This window comes from Romboutsia maritimum, from assembly GCF_002251085.2.
In the GTDB taxonomy this organism is placed as follows: Bacteria; Bacillota; Clostridia; order Peptostreptococcales; family Peptostreptococcaceae; genus Romboutsia_B; species Romboutsia_B maritimum.
The window spans coordinates 1-16,246 of sequence record NZ_NOJZ02000031.1 but is presented as its reverse complement, the minus strand read 5'-3'; the positions used below and the strand labels follow the sequence as shown (position 1 = coordinate 16,246).

16 protein-coding genes are annotated in these 16,246 nt (G+C 26.0%); 5 read left to right on the top strand and 11 right to left on the bottom strand.

Features of this window, described 5'->3' with window-relative positions:
- Positions 1-373, top strand: a 373-nt coding sequence (locus CHF27_RS12150) for an ATP-binding cassette domain-containing protein (RefSeq protein WP_115976215.1), incomplete at its 5' end; no start/stop codon positions are given.
- On the top strand, positions 363-1,166 hold the full coding sequence (locus CHF27_RS12145) for an ABC transporter permease (protein WP_095405160.1): 804 nt from the start codon (positions 363-365) through the stop codon (positions 1,164-1,166). The genes CHF27_RS12150 and CHF27_RS12145, both read left to right, overlap by 11 nt.
- 202 nt (positions 1,167-1,368) lie before the next feature.
- On the opposite strand, the gene CHF27_RS12140 is transcribed toward CHF27_RS12145, so the two are convergent.
- The gene (locus tag CHF27_RS12140; protein WP_095405161.1) at positions 1,369-3,039 is read right to left on the bottom strand and encodes a MutS-related protein; all 1,671 of its coding nucleotides are present in this window, start codon (positions 3,037-3,039) and stop codon (positions 1,369-1,371) included.
- Between the two features lie 153 nt (positions 3,040-3,192).
- Here CHF27_RS12140 and CHF27_RS12135 point away from each other — a divergent pair, with 153 nt between their 5' ends.
- Positions 3,193-4,257, top strand: coding sequence for a 4Fe-4S dicluster domain-containing protein (locus CHF27_RS12135; protein ID WP_199533670.1), 1,065 nt, complete (start codon positions 3,193-3,195; stop codon positions 4,255-4,257).
- Between the two features lie 88 nt (positions 4,258-4,345).
- Positions 4,346-5,440: an AI-2E family transporter gene (locus CHF27_RS12130; RefSeq protein ID WP_095405162.1), complete on the top strand. Its 1,095-nt coding sequence runs from the start codon at positions 4,346-4,348 to the stop codon at positions 5,438-5,440.
- A gap of 84 nt (positions 5,441-5,524) precedes the next feature.
- Here the strand turns inward: CHF27_RS12130 and CHF27_RS12125 are convergent, their stop codons facing one another.
- The 6 genes from CHF27_RS12125 to CHF27_RS12100 form a co-directional block, all read right to left on the bottom strand.
- Positions 5,525-6,193 (bottom strand): tetratricopeptide repeat protein, encoded by a 669-nt coding sequence (locus CHF27_RS12125; protein ID WP_095405163.1) that lies wholly within the window; start codon positions 6,191-6,193, stop codon positions 5,525-5,527.
- A gap of 201 nt (positions 6,194-6,394) precedes the next feature.
- Positions 6,395-7,693 carry a diaminopimelate decarboxylase gene (lysA, locus tag CHF27_RS12120; protein ID WP_095405164.1) on the bottom strand — a complete coding sequence of 433 codons (1,299 nt, stop codon included), beginning with the start codon at positions 7,691-7,693 and terminating at the stop codon, positions 6,395-6,397.
- Positions 7,694-7,899: 206 nt separating this feature from the next.
- Entirely contained in the window at positions 7,900-8,511 is a 612-nt protein-coding gene (locus CHF27_RS12115; protein WP_243445010.1) for a hypothetical protein, read from the bottom strand.
- A gap of 136 nt (positions 8,512-8,647) precedes the next feature.
- Positions 8,648-10,303, bottom strand: a complete 1,656-nt coding sequence (locus CHF27_RS12110; RefSeq protein WP_095405165.1) for a hypothetical protein — start codon at positions 10,301-10,303, stop codon at positions 8,648-8,650.
- Between the two features lie 105 nt (positions 10,304-10,408).
- Entirely contained in the window at positions 10,409-10,972 is a 564-nt protein-coding gene (locus CHF27_RS12105; protein WP_095405166.1) for a hypothetical protein, read from the bottom strand.
- A 124-nt stretch (positions 10,973-11,096) separates the two neighbouring features.
- Positions 11,097-11,750 carry a DUF2140 domain-containing protein gene (locus CHF27_RS12100; RefSeq protein WP_095405167.1) on the bottom strand — a complete coding sequence of 218 codons (654 nt, stop codon included), beginning with the start codon at positions 11,748-11,750 and terminating at the stop codon, positions 11,097-11,099.
- A 427-nt stretch (positions 11,751-12,177) separates the two neighbouring features.
- On the opposite strand from CHF27_RS12100, the gene CHF27_RS12095 reads away from it, so the two are divergent.
- Positions 12,178-13,842, top strand: a complete 1,665-nt coding sequence (locus CHF27_RS12095; protein ID WP_095405168.1) for a glutamine--tRNA ligase/YqeY domain fusion protein — start codon at positions 12,178-12,180, stop codon at positions 13,840-13,842.
- 75 nt (positions 13,843-13,917) lie between these two features.
- Here the strand turns inward: CHF27_RS12095 and CHF27_RS12090 are convergent, their stop codons facing one another.
- The 4 genes from CHF27_RS12090 to CHF27_RS12080 all read right to left on the bottom strand — a co-directional run.
- Entirely contained in the window at positions 13,918-14,805 is an 888-nt protein-coding gene (locus CHF27_RS12090) for a YegS/Rv2252/BmrU family lipid kinase (RefSeq protein WP_095405169.1), read from the bottom strand.
- A gap of 27 nt (positions 14,806-14,832) precedes the next feature.
- A complete protein-coding gene (locus CHF27_RS12085) occupies positions 14,833-15,474 on the bottom strand; it encodes a lactate utilization protein (protein ID WP_095405170.1) in 642 nt (213 codons plus the stop codon).
- A 158-nt stretch (positions 15,475-15,632) separates the two neighbouring features.
- Positions 15,633-15,767, bottom strand: a complete 135-nt coding sequence (locus CHF27_RS14605; protein WP_274541573.1) for a hypothetical protein — start codon at positions 15,765-15,767, stop codon at positions 15,633-15,635.
- A 378-nt stretch (positions 15,768-16,145) separates the two neighbouring features.
- On the bottom strand, positions 16,146-16,246 hold a 101-nt coding region (locus CHF27_RS12080; RefSeq protein WP_147294082.1), incomplete at its 5' end, for an IS3 family transposase.

Here is a 16,246-nt window from a genome sequence, read left to right as displayed (position 1 = left end):
AGAACTATCTGGAGGAATGAGACAAAGGGTTGCTTTAATTAGAACACTTTCAGTAAATCCAGATATATTACTTTTAGATGAACCTTTTTCTGCTCTAGATTATCAAACTAGACTTCTTGTAAGTGATGATGTTTATAAAATTATCAAAAATGAAAATAAGTCTACTATATTAGTTACACACGATATATCTGAAGCTATAAGTATGTCAGATCAAGTAGCAATACTCTCAAGAAGACCTGCCACTATAAAAAATATATATGATATAGAACTTCATATGGACTCAGAAAAAACACCACTTAAAACTCGTAAAGTTCCTGACTTTCAAAAATACTTTGACATACTGTGGAAGGAGTTAGATACCTATGAGGATTAGTAAAACATCTACAGGATATGAAAATTATCTTAAAGAAACTAAAAAAAACAAAATAAAGATTTTAATTTATCAATTATTACTTTTAATCGGTCTTCTAGTTCTTTGGGAAGCACTTGCTAATTTTAAAATTATAGATACATTTTTATTTAGCAAGCCTAGTTCTATATATGATTTATTTATGAAATACGCAATGAGCGGACAATTATTCAAGCATGTATGGGTTTCTGTTTATGAAACAATTCTCGGATTAGTTATAGGTACAGTTCTTGGTATTTTAGTTGCTATAGCTTTATGGTGGTCTGAAAAACTCTCTAAAATTTTAGACCCATTTTTAGTTGTACTAAATGCTCTTCCAAAAACTGCACTAGCTCCTATAATTATAGTTTGGGTTGGTGCCGGTGTAGAAGGTATTGTAGTTACAGCTATTGCAATCTCTATTGTAGTTACAATATTATCATCATACAATTACTTTATTAATGTTGATGAAGAAAAAATTAAAATGTTAAAAAGTTTTGGTGCTACTAAAACTCAAATTTTATTTAAACTTATATTACCTGCTAATATTGGAAACTTAATAAATCTAACAAAAATTAATATTGGTATGGCATGGGTTGGGGTTATAGTTGGAGAATTTTTAGTTTCAAGATATGGAATTGGATATTTAATAGTTTATGGTAGTCAAGTATTTAAGCTAGATTTGGTTATGATGGGTGTATTCGTTCTAGCTGTATGTGCTTGGTTTATGTATGAAATTGTTAATGTTATTGAGAAAATATATAAAAAATACAGATAAATAATTTTATTGGTGTTTAGGGGATATAGATTAATTTAAATTAATTTGTGTTCCTTAATCAATTTCATATCTACTAGGAAATTATAGTTATTATTTTATAAATAGACAAACTTATAATTTAAAACAATTAGAATAAAAAGATTGTAGATATATTTATATTACATAATTTTATCTACAATCTTTTAAATATCTTTTTAATTTTTTACCATTTACTAGTTTCTAAAAATCTTTCTGCTCTAGCTTCCGCTTTTAATACTATATTTTCATCATAACCTATAAATTTTAATAATTTTATAGCATTTCTACTTTGTGCTCTTCCTTTATGTAATTTATAATCAAATTTTATATCATCATCACTTATACTTTCTTCAAAATGATAATTATCAAATTTATTTTCTAGCATGTACGTAAGCTCTACATCATGAGTTGCTGCAAAACATAAGCAATTATTGTTTGATATATAATCTAAAACCTCACAAGATGAAGCTATACGTTCTACTGTATTTGTGCCCCTTAATATTTCATCTATAAAACATAAGCAAGGTTTATCATTTTCAAAGCTATCTATTATTCTCTTAAGAGACTTTATTTCTACTATGTAATAACTTTCATTACTAAATACATCATCTTTTAAAGCCATTGATGTAAATATATTAAAGTAAGATGATATATAATTATTTGCACAACAAGTATATATAGTTTGACCTAGTACTGCATTTATTGCAACAGATTTTAAAAAAGTTGATTTACCTGAAGCATTAGAGCCTGTTACAAGTACTCCCTTTGAAAAGCTTCCACTATTTCCTACTGGAGTTTTTATTAGTGGATGATATATATTTTCAAACTCTAAAATGCACTCATCTTTGTGTTCTGTAAATCTTAAAATAGGATTACAAAAATAATTTAAGCTTTCTCTAAAAGATGCTACTCCAATAAAAGCATCAATACTTCCTACAAATTCATATATAGCTTTTATATTTTCACATTTTCTTATAACTACATCTCTAATTTTTTCATATCGTTTTAAATCGTTTAAAAAAACCATATCTATATATTCACTAAATACATCTAAATCAGACATTACACTATTCATACTAGATTTTATATACTTATTTTTTATTTTTTTAACTTCATTTAAATCCTCATCAATTTTTTTAAAATTTTCATTTATCTCTTTTATTTTAAGATTATTTATTTTATTAGCTGTACTTATTAGTGAAATAATATAAGAAAAACTATCAGTGTTTAAATTGTATTTTTTATTATTTTGACTTATATATATATTGACTATTATAGAAATTATAGATAATATAAAGAATTCATTTTTTACAAATCCTAAAATTAAAGTTATTATCGGAATATAAGATAATATTTTATACATTAAAAATTTATTATTACTATTTTCTAACTTGTTAAACAAACAACTAGATGTATATAAATCATTGCTTTTTCCTAATTTTCCTAATATATATTGTAATTCTTGTCTTTCTTTTTCGTTTTTTCTTAAATATTCTATAAGGTAATTTCTTTTAATTAATTTAGATTCTTCATAAATTGGATTTCTTAGTATGTCATATAAAACTTCTGTTCCTACAGTACTTTGTGTATTGTTTATTTTCTTAAATACATCATCCATATTAAGGTCATTCCATGTTATATTATCTATTGCTAAATTATCATTTTTATTTCTAAAATAACTAGAAATACTATCCATTTTTAAATCTACTTTATTTAAATCAATATCTTTTCCATAGTTATTTAATATTGAATTTTTTATATTTTTTATCCTACTTATATACTGTTGCAAAGATATTAAAAATGCTATAAAAAATATACTTGAAATCCCCAAAACAAATGCAATCATGTCATTCATGTTATTCCCCCTCCTATTTACATTAGCTACTTTTTATTAATTTTTCTTTAGCATGATATATTATAACATATCTTAATAATTTTTTATCAAACCCATTATATTAATATGCTATACTAAAAATATATATATATTTGGGTATTAGGGGGATTTTTTATGTATAAAGTCGACGAAAGAGATACAATGTTTGCAAGAGCTGAATATAAAGTTGGTAGTTTTGCTTATAATGATTACTACAGCAAACATCCAGATAAAAAGGATATTGATGATAGTATAAGAAGTAGACCTGACCTTTGTGAAGAAGGTACTATGACTTATAACCAAATTAATTCACCAATGGCAAGTAGCGCTTTTAAATTTTTGGGGGATATAAAACACTTATGTGAAGGACCTACATCTGATGTGAAAGTTCCTGTAAATTCTAAAACTATGACAAAAAGAATAAAAGGATTTGCTAAACAATATGGTGCCTGTATTGTAGGAATTACAAGATTGCAGGACTATCATATATATACTCATCAGGGAATAAATGAAGAAATATATGGTAAAGAAGTAAAATTAAATCACAAGTACGCTATAGTATTTGGATGTGAATTAGATAAAGACATGTTAAATAGATCACCTATGATTTGCGAAATTATAGAAACATCAACAGCTTACGTTAATTGTTCCATTATAGGAATGATCTTAAGTTATTATATAAGAAGTTTAGGATATGATGCTAGAAATCATATAGATTCAAATTACTTAGTAATGCCTGTTCTTATTGCAAAAGATGCTGGTCTTGGTGATATAGGAAGAAATTCTATTTTAACTAATAAAGAATATGGTTCTAGACTTAAATTAGGAGTAGTTACTACTGATTTGCCTCTAGAAGAAGATGAATATGTAGATTTTGGTCTTGAAGATTTTTGTAATCTATGTAAAAAATGTTCTTTTAATTGTCCTTCAAATTCACTTAATAATGATGCTAAATTTAAAGAAAATGGAGATTATAACTGGGCTGTAGAGCGCGAAAGTTGCTATATTAAATGGAGGTATTTAGGTACTGACTGTGGTATGTGTATATCAGCTTGTCCATTTAGCCAAGATTTAGATACTATAAAAAATACTACAAGCTTTAAAGATAATGAAGAACTTATTAAAAAAGCTCTTGATGAATATAAATCTAAATTTGGTAAAAGGATATTTGTTCCAGGCAATCCTCCTTGGCTAAGATAATCAAATTTATTTTTTCAATTTATAAATATTATAGTTATAATAATAACCTCTTTAGCTAATAATTTTAATGTAGCTTAAGGAGGTTATTATGATTTCGAAAGAAAATTTAAAATATTATGTTTTTCTAGCAATTATCTCTATTTTAATTTATAAAATAATAGATAATCCTATGAAATTTTTTTCTGGTATTAGTGGATTAGCAAGTTTCTTTAGTATATTTTTAATATCAATACTATTTACTTTACTTCTAAACCCCTTTACAAAAATTTTTGAGAAACACCTTAAATTTAGTAGATTTTTAAGCATAATAACATCTTATATTATAGTTTTTTTATTACTAATAATTGGACTTAAGTTAATAATTCCATCTATATTAGAAACTTTAAATAACTTAATAAAAGAAATGCCACTCTATCTAACTATGCTTAATGAATTTTTAAATAAAAATATGTCACAAGCTAAATTATTTGAAACCATAGTTCCTCATATTCAAGAAAATTTAAATACCATATTAAACCAAGTTGTTGATATTCTCACAAAATTTTCTACAGAACTTGTAGTTTATATATTTAGTATAACATCATTGTTATTTAATGTAGTAATGGCTATTATACTATCCATATATATGTTATATGATAAAGAAAACATATCTCTAGGCTTTAAAAAGCTACTTTATGCTTCTGTATCTAAAAATAAAGCAATTGAAATAATTGATTTTTTTAAAATGTCTCATGATATCTTTTATAACTATATAATCGGTAAAATTATAGATTCTTTAATAATAGGAATTATAGCATTTATAGGATTTAAATTCATTTTAAAAATTGAAAATGTATTATTTTTATCATTTATAATTTTTTTAACAAATATAATTCCATATTTTGGTCCATTTATAGGTGCAGTTCCTCCTATATTAATGACTTTAGTATATAGTCCTATAAAAGCACTTTGGGTTTGTGTATTTATATTAATACTTCAACAAATTGATGGAAATTTTATAGGGCCTAAAATTCTGGGAGATCAAATAGGATTAAGTCCTCTTTGGATAATATCTTCTGTATTAATTGGAGGTTCTTTATTTGGATTTGTAGGTGTATTTTTATCTGTACCAGTTGCAGCTATTATAAAATACTCACTTGATAAATACGTAGATAAAAGAATTCATATAAGAGATTCAAAATAATTATCATAATTAGCTACAAATAATTAAAATGTCTCTAAATATATATTTATTATGATAATTTAAATATATATCCGAGACATTTTTTTATTGTTTATTAGTAATTGTGTTAGTGTCAGTATTATTAGTTGTATTAGTATTAATATTAGTTTGAGTTTGAGGCTGCGTTTTCGTAGGATTTTGAGATTGTGTAGTATTTATATCTACATTAGTAATACCACCTTCAGTTGTATTATTAATTTTATCATCTTTTTCCTTTACCTTTTCTTCTTCATCTTTATTTTCTTTTACAACGGTGTCTTTTATAGTTGTCCTAACAGCTTGTTGTTCAACCCTATATTTATCTTTACCTGCAGTCTCTTTAGCTGCTTCTTTTCTTGCTTGCTCTGCTTTTTCTTGTTCTTCTTGTAATTTAGTAAGTTCATCTTTCTTTTCAGACGCTTCACTCTTTATTTTAGAAGAACCATCTTTAATATCCTTTATGATTTCTAGCTCTTTTATTGCTTTTTTATAATCACTCTTTTTTTCATAATAAGATGCATTTGACATTCTCATCGCTTGCATATACATTGCTCTAGCTTTTTGATCATCATTATTTTCTTGTAATGCTGATGTTAGTTTTTCCATAGCTTGTTTATATTCATGCTTTTCTAAAGCTGTCTCTCCCTCTTGTACTAACGTTGTTTCCTCTAAATAAGAACATCCTGTCAAAAATGTAGTAATTAATAAAATAGTCAAAATAATTTTTTGCTTCATCAAATCCCTCCTTGATATCTAATATAGATTTTATCATAATTAGAGTTTTTTTAGGAAAAAATATAACAAATAATTAAGTTTTTATACAAATTCCAATTTTTATTTTAAGTATTTTTATTTAATATCCCCTTAAATTTCTACAAATAATCAAAAAAAGATTACCAAAATAGTAAAAACTATTTAAAGCAATCTTTTATATTTTTAAAAATTTAGTTCTAAATTTATCATATCTTCATAACTTTGTCTTTTACATATTAATATATCCTTACCATTCATTACAGACACTACTGCTGGTTTAGGTATTTTATTGTAATTAGACGCCATAGAATATCCATAAGCACCTGTAGATGTTGTAATTAGTATGTCATCACTTTTTATATCCATAATTTTAGTATTAGTAATTAATATATCTCCACTCTCGCAACATTTACCTGCTACTGTAACCTTATTTAATTCTTTATCATTCATTTTATTCACAATACTACACTCATACCTAGCATGATATAATGATGGCCTAATATTATCAGTCATTCCCCCATCTATACTTACATAAGTTCTTACATCTTTTATATCTTTTATTGAACCTATTGTATATAAAGTAGAGCCTGCATTAGCAACTATCGATCTACCTGGTTCTATTACTAACTTTGGTAAATTTATACCAATTCTTTCACATACCTTTTGAGCCATTTTTATTATAGCTTCACAAAATTCTTTTATAGGTTTTGGATTATCTTCTTTGGTATAATAAACTCCTATCCCTCCACCTAAGTCAATTTCTTTTAAATATATATTATATTTTTCTTGTATTTCTTTTACTAATTTCATCATAACTTCTACTTCTTCCATATATGCTTTTACATCAAATATTTGAGAGCCAATATGTGCATGTAGACCAACTAACTCTACATTTTTGTACCTATATAATTTTTCTATTGCATTATAAAGTTCTTTATTGATTAACCCAAACCCAAACTTAGAATCTACTTGACCTGTCTTTATATAATCATGTGTATGAGCCTCTATTCCTGGTGTTATCCTAAAATAAATTTTTTGTACTTTATTTTTTTCTTTACAAATTTTTTCGATTAATTCTAACTCATATAAGTTATCCACTACAAATATTCCAACACCTAGTTCAATTCCCATTTTTATTTCATCTAAAGTCTTATTATTTCCATGAAAAAGTATTCTTTCCATTGGAAATTTAGCTTTGTTTGCAGTATATAACTCTCCTCCAGATACCACATCTAAATATAAATTTTCCTCACTTATAATTTTACACATATATAACGGTAAAAAAGCTTTTCCTGCATATGCCACTTTATTATTATTTTCATTTACTTTAAAGTGTTTAATATATTCTCTACAATTTTCTCTAACTAATTTTTCATCAAGTACATAAAGAGGTGTAGAATATTTTTTACTAAGTTCTACACAACTAACTCCCCCGATATGTAGCGTATCTTCTTTTACATACATACTTCCATGAAGTTTCATAACTGCCTCCTAATTTTCTTTAGCTACTTCACTAATACCCTTTGTTTATCTCAGAGCTTATAAATATAAAAACGCCCAAAGGAATACTTTGGACGTAATTATTTATACACGCACTATTAATTAAAGCACCTCTAATCTATGCTAACTTTTATTTTTAATTAATATAGTTTTATCACACTATTTTTAAATTTGCAACCATTTATATGTTATATATGCCTAAATAATTTGTTCAAATTTAAGTCTATAAAGTCTATATCACAATCTACATTATTATACGATAAATTTGATATATTTGATGATGTTACCACTAAAACTTTAGGTACTTCAAAAAAAGGAATTGTAGAATTCTCTATTTTATATCCTAAGTTTCTATATTTTGATAAATCAATTTTATTATCTAGGTCTATATCAATTAACATTTGTTTTATTTCATCATTATTATTAATATATTCAATAAATATATCGTATTTTATACCATCAATATTTACATTTCTATTGAATCTTTTCACTTCATATTCACCAATATCTATTCTAATAGCTATTTCAGAACCTATAACCACTTTTACTAACTCTTTCCCCTTATACAGTTTACTTCCGTTTAGATAATAAACATATGAATTATCTCTATAGCCACTATAATTTATATTGCATGGGTATTTTCTAAGGGTATATTCATTACACATTTTTCTAAGAGTTTTTTTAAATGGTTTCCTTTGATATCTTTTTCTATATCCAAAGAATTTTCCAACCTGTGTTTCTGTCATACATCTGACTCTACTAACTAAAAGCAATATATCCTTTTCTATCCCTGTCATCATGTCTAATCTCCTTGAAGTTATTTGTTTTGTCAAGTTGTACTATTATTATATTAACTAGACCAGATAAAATTTACAATTTTTATACATTTTCATAAAAAAAGAAGCCTTCTAATAATTAGAGACCTCTCTTTATAAACTATTGGTTCGTAGTTTTAGTTTTTTTATCCGTATTAGATACCCCAATACTTAAATTATCAAATTTTATTATATCTACTAATCCTTTTTCACCCTTTTGGTAAGATACCTTAACCTTATCTCCAACTTGACTTAAAGGTATTTCTGTAGAAACTTTAGATGTTGAATTAAATATTATATCTGACTTAGAATCTATTGTCATATAATATAATGTATTTCCACCTTTAACATCTGGACTTATTCTTGTTATAACACCTTCTATATCTTCTCTAGTAGTATCATTTTCAATTTGAATATTATTTCCTTTAGAGTTTAATGCTTCTCTGTAATTACTTAAAGCCTCTTCTTTTGTTTCTCCAAGCCCTAATAAACTAAAATCTTCAACAGATATAAATGCTACCATTTTAACAAGACCTGCTTTATCTTTTAAAGATGATACATATGTAGGTTTTCCAAGTAAATTATACATTACAGGGAATGTAGCTTCATAATTTTTTTCTTGAACTTTACCTTCAGCAGAAGTCATAGCTGCCGTCTCTGTAGCTCCTGGCTGTTTATATAACTTCGCTTCTTTAGTTCGAGTATCTACTAGTATAAATCCTATAGTAGATTCATCTCCGCCTGAAGAAGTTATGCCTGTATACCAGTATGATTTTCCATCTGCTCCATACACTAATGATGTTCCTTCTGTAGCTACTAAAACACCTTCCTCAGATATAATTGAATTTAAGAATCCTTTTACATATAATCCCCAGTCATTTATTTGAGAAGTTACGAATTCTTCAGGTTGTATTCTATCTATCCATTTAGGTGCTTCTTTTATAGAGTATTTTTTTACTTCTCCAGTTTGAGCATCTACAGTTGCAACACCTGTTGCATTTGCTCCACTATATCCTATTTTATGTTCATATAGACTTACAACCCAGTAAGGTCTACCTTCATCATTAATTTCTAAATTAAAATCTGTCATACCAACATTAATAAGACCTTTTAAGTACATATGTCTATGTAAATCTTGAAGGAAAAAAGCCTCAGGTTGATATACTATTTTAACAGGTTTTTTATCTATTTCTTGAACTAATCTAACATCTTGTGGATTACTTGCAGACACCATAACGTATCCATTTGAACCTTCTAGGGATGTTATCCATTTAATTATATCTCTATGTACTAAAGGAGCTACCCAGTACAGTTCTCCTTTTACATTTTGTATATGAAACTTACCTAACTTTGATACACTACCCAAAGCAGGTATTTCTCCTAATTTCTTATCCCCTAACTTCATAGCCATAGCTTCATCTACAAGGCGTATGTCATTTACACTAACAGGACTTACATCTTTAGTAAACTCACTTTCCTCAACCTTACCTATTAAATTTTTATATGCTTTGGAATGTATTAATGGTGTTGAAGTTATAAATGGTACTGCAACTACAAAAATTATCAAAACTATAGATATTGAGAAATTATATTTTGCAATTTTAGATGTCCTCTCATTTCTGTCTAACATCATATCTAATACTCCAGCTATGACAAAGAAAATTATCAAAGTTGAAAAACCAGAAGTAAAGTCTAATCTAAGTACAGGTAGCTTTATGAATGCATAAATTGCTACAAGGATAGCTGCTATTCCATATGTTTGAATAAATCGTTTCATCGATTACTCCTTTCAAAAAAATAATTATTACTTTCATTATATCCATATATTAACAAAAAATAAATACCCCTTATAATTACAAGGGGTATTTTTATTAATTTCAAATTAAATTTCAGCAACTATAGGAATATAAGAATGTTCTAATGCATTATATTTAGATAATAATCCTTCATATTCTAAAGTTAAATGTGCTAAATCATAAAAATCATTTGGTCTTATTGCACATGGCTCTTTATCAAAAATGTTAAGTCCACTCTTTTTAAGCATATCTGCTACAAAATGAGAACATACATATTTATAATCTGCTTCTCTTGGTTTATTTATAGATAAATATATAAGTGCCATTATATCATAATCATAGCTTTTTCTACTATTACTAACGACCATTATATTTTCATATAATCTTTCATATTGTAATTCAGTAACCTCTAATGAATAAACTCTACACATAGTATTAGTTCTAATAGCATATAATCCTTCGTTTATATTTTCTTCGACAAAGCCTGCAAAAATTGGGGTTTTTGGATTCAATCTTCCAAATGAATACATTGGATTTAATTCTTGGTTTAAAGCTATTGATACATGTGCATATGGAGTCTTACTTATGTTTCTTATTAGATAAGACAATACAGTTCCTGTATATGTTGTGATAATGTATATCTTTTTCATTTTCTCCCCCCCTGCTTCTGAAGTTATTATAAATGTAATATAACTATAATATTCTACCATAAATATTTCTTTATTTCAAATAATTTTAATTTTCTTTTAATTGAGATCCATTTAAATTTAACATTTATATGCTTAATTGTATATTATATTTCTTTATAAAGTCTAAAATATTATGAACTTTAACACCAACTTGTAGAATAATATTATTTTCTTTTATTTTTATATCATTAAGAGTTAGAGGTTCTGTATAACTCTTATCTATAGTTATGATATTATCATTAACTTCAAATGGCAATTTATCTTTGTACGAAGTCATTGCTTTTGCTAACATAGAGTCTTTTATTTTTATCTTTCCTATTTTAAAATTAGTTAGTGTAATTGTCAAATTATTATTTTTAATTTTTGGAATTAATTCAACTTCATAATTACTATCTATAACCCCAAAAACTTTATATGGACCTATTGCATGAATTACATCGTCTTTTATTTTTATATCTGTATACTTTAAATTATCAATATTATGTTTACTCATAATAGTATAAATAATATCTCTAAACTCCTCATTAGATACAGACAATTGCCCTTTTAATCTTAATGGATTTTTTTCTAATTCAAAGTTGTCAATAAAAGAACCTCTTAGTAATTCTTCAGTTGTTACCATTTTATAATTTGTACTTACATTCATATTTTTCTCTGGCTTTATCAAGTAATACCCTACACCTATAATTATAGCAAGTATAACAAAAATAGTTATTATCACTTTAGTAAGTTTATTCATGTTCGCTCCTTCCTTAATTTTAAATATGTAATAATTAATATTACTACATTTGTAGTATAAATTCACTATATAAATATTATTGTTCTATTTAATTTTTTATAAACCACTATTATAGAATATAAAAATGTAATTTTTTATTTTTTAAAACTAATTTATAAAATACTTGTTTAGTACCTAAAATATAGCAGATAATATTTATATACATACTAATTTTTCAAGTTTTTCATATATTACATTATATAAATGTACTTATTTATTCATAATATTAAATATATGTCAAAATATAATAATTTGTTTGAATTTTAATTTTAATTAATTATATCTTTATTTTTTTCCAATATTGGATTAAAATTAATAGTATGGAATATAGTATCCTTTATTATATGTATACTATATATAAAAATAAATTAAGTGAGAGGTAACAGATATGTCAAATGAAACTAATTCATCTAACTTCATTAAAAATATAATAGTGAATGATTTAGAAACTGGAAAACATGACAGTATCATAACTCGTTTTCCACCTGAGCCAAATGGTTACTTACATATTGGACACGCTAAGAGTATATGTCTTAACTTTGGTCTTGCTAAAGATTTTAACGGCAAGGTTAACTTAAGATTTGATGATACAAATCCAGTTAAAGAGGATGTAGAATATGTAAATTCTATAAAAGAAGATGTTCAATGGTTAGGATTTAATTGGAACAATTTATACTTTGCATCTGATTATTTTGATGAAATGTATAAAAGAGCTCTTATCCTAATAAAAAAAGGTAAAGCTTATGTTTGTGATTTAACTCAAGATGAAATAAGAGAGTATCGTGGAACTTTAACAGAACCAGGAAAAGAAAGTCCTTATAGAAACAGATCTATAGAAGAAAACTTAGAATTATTTAAAAAGATGAAAAACGGAGAATTCAAAGATGGTGAAAAGGTATTAAGAGCCAAAATTGATATGTCTTCTCCTAATATTAACTTTAGAGACCCTATAATATATAGAATTGCTCATATATCTCATCATAATACAGGTGACAAATGGTGTATATATCCAATGTATGCATTTGCTCATCCAATAGAAGATGCTATCGAAGGAATAACTCATTCTATATGTACTCTTGAGTTTGCAGACCAAAGACCACTTTATGATTGGTTTGTAAGAGAATGTGAAATGGAAAATGTACCAAGACAGATAGAGTTTGCTAGACTTAATCTTACAAACACAGTTATGAGTAAGAGAAAATTAAAACAACTAGTCGATGAAGGTGTAACTGATGGTTGGGATGACCCTCGTATGCCTACTATATCTGGTGTTAGACGTAGAGGTTATACACCTGAATCAATACGTAACTTCTGCCATGAAATAGGTATAGCTAAAGCTGATTCTACAGTTGACAGTCAATTACTTGATCATTTCTTAAGAGAAGATTTACAACCAAAAGCTCCTCTTACAATGGGTGTTATAAAACCTTTAAAATTGGTTATAACTAACTATCCTGATGATAAAGTTGAAATGTTAGAAATAGAAAATAATGCTAAAGACGAATCTAAAGGAAAGAGATTAGTTCCTTTCTCTAAAGAACTATACATAGAACAAGACGATTTTATGGAAGAACCTATAAAGAAATACTTCCGTTTATTCCCTGGAAATGAAGTTCGTTTAAAAGGTGCATACTTCGTTAAATGCAACGATGTAATAAAAGATAAAAATGGAGAAATAGTAGAAGTTCATTGTACATATGACCCAGAAACTAAGAGTGGTTCAGGATTTACAGGACGTAAAGTAAAAGCTACTATACATTGGGTTGATGCTAAATCTAGTGTTCCTTGTGAATTCAGATTATTTGAACCATTAATATTAGATGATGCTCCTGAAAATGAAGGTAAGCATTTCTTAGAACAAATAAACCCTGGTTCTATAGAAATACTTCAAGGATTTGCTGAAGTAACTCAACTTAAAGATGCAAAACCTTTAGATAAATTCCAATTTGTAAGAAATGGATTCTTCAGTGTTGATACTAAATATACTACTGATGAAAAATTAGTATTCAATAGAGTTGTTCCACTTAAGAGTTCTTTTAAACCAGGAAAATAATTAATTAAAAATAAAAGACTGACTTTAAATTAAGTTTTATTACTTTATTTTAAATCAGTCTTTTTTATTTTTTAATTAATTACAACCTAATATATCTATTCCACCTTCTATACATTGTATTTCAAGTGGAAAATCTGGCCCTTTTTCTCCATCTATATCAGTTAATAAATTATCATCACACTCAATTCTTACATTTTTAGTTTTAAAAAATAATAATTCATCCTCATTATAATTATCAAGATGTTCACCCTTAAGTATATTTATTAGTACTGGTATTGATTTAGGTATAGGCATTCCTTTAAAAATAATAACATCTAAGTATCCATCATCAAGTTCTGATTTGTATGCTAGATTAATATTTCCTGCTGTTTTTCCATTAAAAACTAACATTAGATACATATCTCCGCTATAATTTATTTCTTCTGAAAATACATTTATATAAAACTTTCTTAAATACAAAGCTTCTTCGATTCCTTTAATATAGTAAGAAACTCTTCCCATAGAATTTTTAAAGTCTTGATTTATTCTTTGAGATACATCAGTAAACATTCCTGCGCTTGCAACATTTATAAAATATTTTTGGTTTATTTTACCTATGTCTATAGTCTTAGGCTTAGAATTTATTATATTACTTACGGCTTCATCTATATCAAATGGTATATTTAGGGCATTTGCAAAATCATTAGCAGTTCCTGTAGGTAATATTCCAATAGGTATGTTTATTTCTAGCTCCTTCATGCAGTTTATAATCATATCTACAGTTCCATCACCACCTGCTATTAATATATGGTCATATGTACTATCAACATCTAAAAAAGCATTTTTAATAGGTTCTTGTATATCTAGCCTATACGGAACTAATAAAAATTTATGTTTTTGATATATCCTTATAACATTATCTAAGCTATTTACCATTCTCTTTTCGCCGGAATTAGGATTGTATATAAGTTTTACTTTCTTCATTTTGCCTCCTTAAAGATATTAATATAATTAATATCCAAAGTTTTCATTTAAAAATATTACATGCATTCTATTAGTAGTTCTTTGTTTTCTTATTAATGTATATTCACAACATATTCTATCTGGACTTGAACAATCCATACAATGACCTGTTGTCTTGCAAGGTGTCTTTGTATCTAGCCTTTTGGCATTTGCAGGTGCACAAATCTCTCTGTTTCTTTTTATAGCTTCATCAACATTTTTTACAATTTTATTAACTCCACATATTACTATTACTTTATCTGGTCCATAAAGCATTGCTGCTATTCTATTACCATTTCCATCTACATTATAAAGTTCGCCATTTTCTGTAATTGCATTTGTACTAGTAAAATATGTATCAGCATAAAAAGATTTTCTATATATTTTTTTCATATCTTCTTTAGTTAAATTGGACTTATATCTATCTAAAAAATTATAATTCCCATTTCTTAAAAAATCTATAACATTTGTTTCAAATAAAGTCATAGACCCCCCACATCCTATTAATTCACCCTTTTTAACAATAGATTCTATAATTTTGAATAGGTCTTCTTCTGTATTAACTAGATATCCTTTAATATTGTTATCTTCTAAAGCTTTTATAGTTCTTTCAATCTTTTTTTCATTTACCCATTTTATACTCTCACTCATTTTTTAAATCCCCCCAACCATGTTTTATACATTTATATATAGTTTATCATATTTACTAAATAATTATTATTATAAACAAAAAGAAACTAAATCAAAATTAATTTTGATTTAGTTTCTTTTTGTTGTGTTTACATCTTAAATTAGTAGGAATTAAATTTTTACTTTTTATCAAATATTGTCTTAGTAGTATCTATGTTTTTTGCCACACATCTTTGGCTATTAATTCTTTCATTTACTAGTAGATATTGTGATATCCCCTTTAATTGATTTGCTATTTTATTTAAAAATGCCATGCTTACCATCTCCTCAGTATATATATAAATTTTCTTTATTAGCTGTTTAAATTTTAAAATTTGTTTCGCTTTAAGTATATTGTATACAATATGCGACATTAAGTCAATAAGTTTGATGAAAGTTTTTTGTTATAAAACCTAGTAATTCCAGTACATTCACAAGGAATACGATTATCCTATGCTATTCATATGTTTTTTGTTTTATTGTTTTTTTCTTTATTTTTTTATGAAATAGTTTGCCTATAAAATACATTAAAATTAATTTCCATAGAAGTAATAATCTATTCTAAATATTTTATTAATAAATAAACATAAAAAAAGTATACAATTAAGCATTAAAATGGATCCTTTGTCAAGGACATTAAAAAAAGAGGGTCATTAAGAAACTTTTAAAAGCTGATTCCTATATTGTGTAGGAGTCAGTTTTTTTAAGTTCCACTGACATCGGTCATTATTATAATAATCCATATAGTCATCTA

Excerpts from the sequence above, each read along its gene's own strand:
- CHF27_RS12095 (WP_095405168.1), top strand. The coding sequence starts at position 12,178 with ATGTCAAATGAAACTAATTCATCTAACTTCATTAAAAATATAATAGTG.
- CHF27_RS12105 (WP_095405166.1), bottom strand. The coding sequence starts at position 10,972 with ATGAAAAAGATATACATTATCACAACATATACAGGAACTGTATTGTCT.
- CHF27_RS12115 (WP_243445010.1), bottom strand. The coding sequence starts at position 8,511 with ATGATGACAGGGATAGAAAAGGATATATTGCTTTTAGTTAGTAGAGTC.
- lysA (WP_095405164.1), bottom strand. The coding sequence starts at position 7,693 with ATGAAACTTCATGGAAGTATGTATGTAAAAGAAGATACGCTACATATC.
- CHF27_RS12090 (WP_095405169.1), bottom strand. The coding sequence starts at position 14,805 with ATGAAGAAAGTAAAACTTATATACAATCCTAATTCCGGCGAAAAGAGA.
- CHF27_RS12145 (WP_095405160.1), top strand. The coding sequence starts at position 363 with ATGAGGATTAGTAAAACATCTACAGGATATGAAAATTATCTTAAAGAA.
- CHF27_RS12140 (WP_095405161.1), bottom strand. The coding sequence starts at position 3,039 with ATGAATGACATGATTGCATTTGTTTTGGGGATTTCAAGTATATTTTTT.
- CHF27_RS12125 (WP_095405163.1), bottom strand. The coding sequence starts at position 6,193 with ATGAAGCAAAAAATTATTTTGACTATTTTATTAATTACTACATTTTTG.
- CHF27_RS12135 (WP_199533670.1), top strand. The coding sequence starts at position 3,193 with ATGTATAAAGTCGACGAAAGAGATACAATGTTTGCAAGAGCTGAATAT.
- CHF27_RS12100 (WP_095405167.1), bottom strand. The coding sequence starts at position 11,750 with ATGAATAAACTTACTAAAGTGATAATAACTATTTTTGTTATACTTGCT.
- CHF27_RS14605 (WP_274541573.1), bottom strand. The coding sequence starts at position 15,767 with ATGGCATTTTTAAATAAAATAGCAAATCAATTAAAGGGGATATCACAA.
- CHF27_RS12130 (WP_095405162.1), top strand. The coding sequence starts at position 4,346 with ATGATTTCGAAAGAAAATTTAAAATATTATGTTTTTCTAGCAATTATC.
- CHF27_RS12110 (WP_095405165.1), bottom strand. The coding sequence starts at position 10,303 with ATGAAACGATTTATTCAAACATATGGAATAGCAGCTATCCTTGTAGCA.
- CHF27_RS12085 (WP_095405170.1), bottom strand. The coding sequence starts at position 15,474 with ATGAGTGAGAGTATAAAATGGGTAAATGAAAAAAAGATTGAAAGAACT.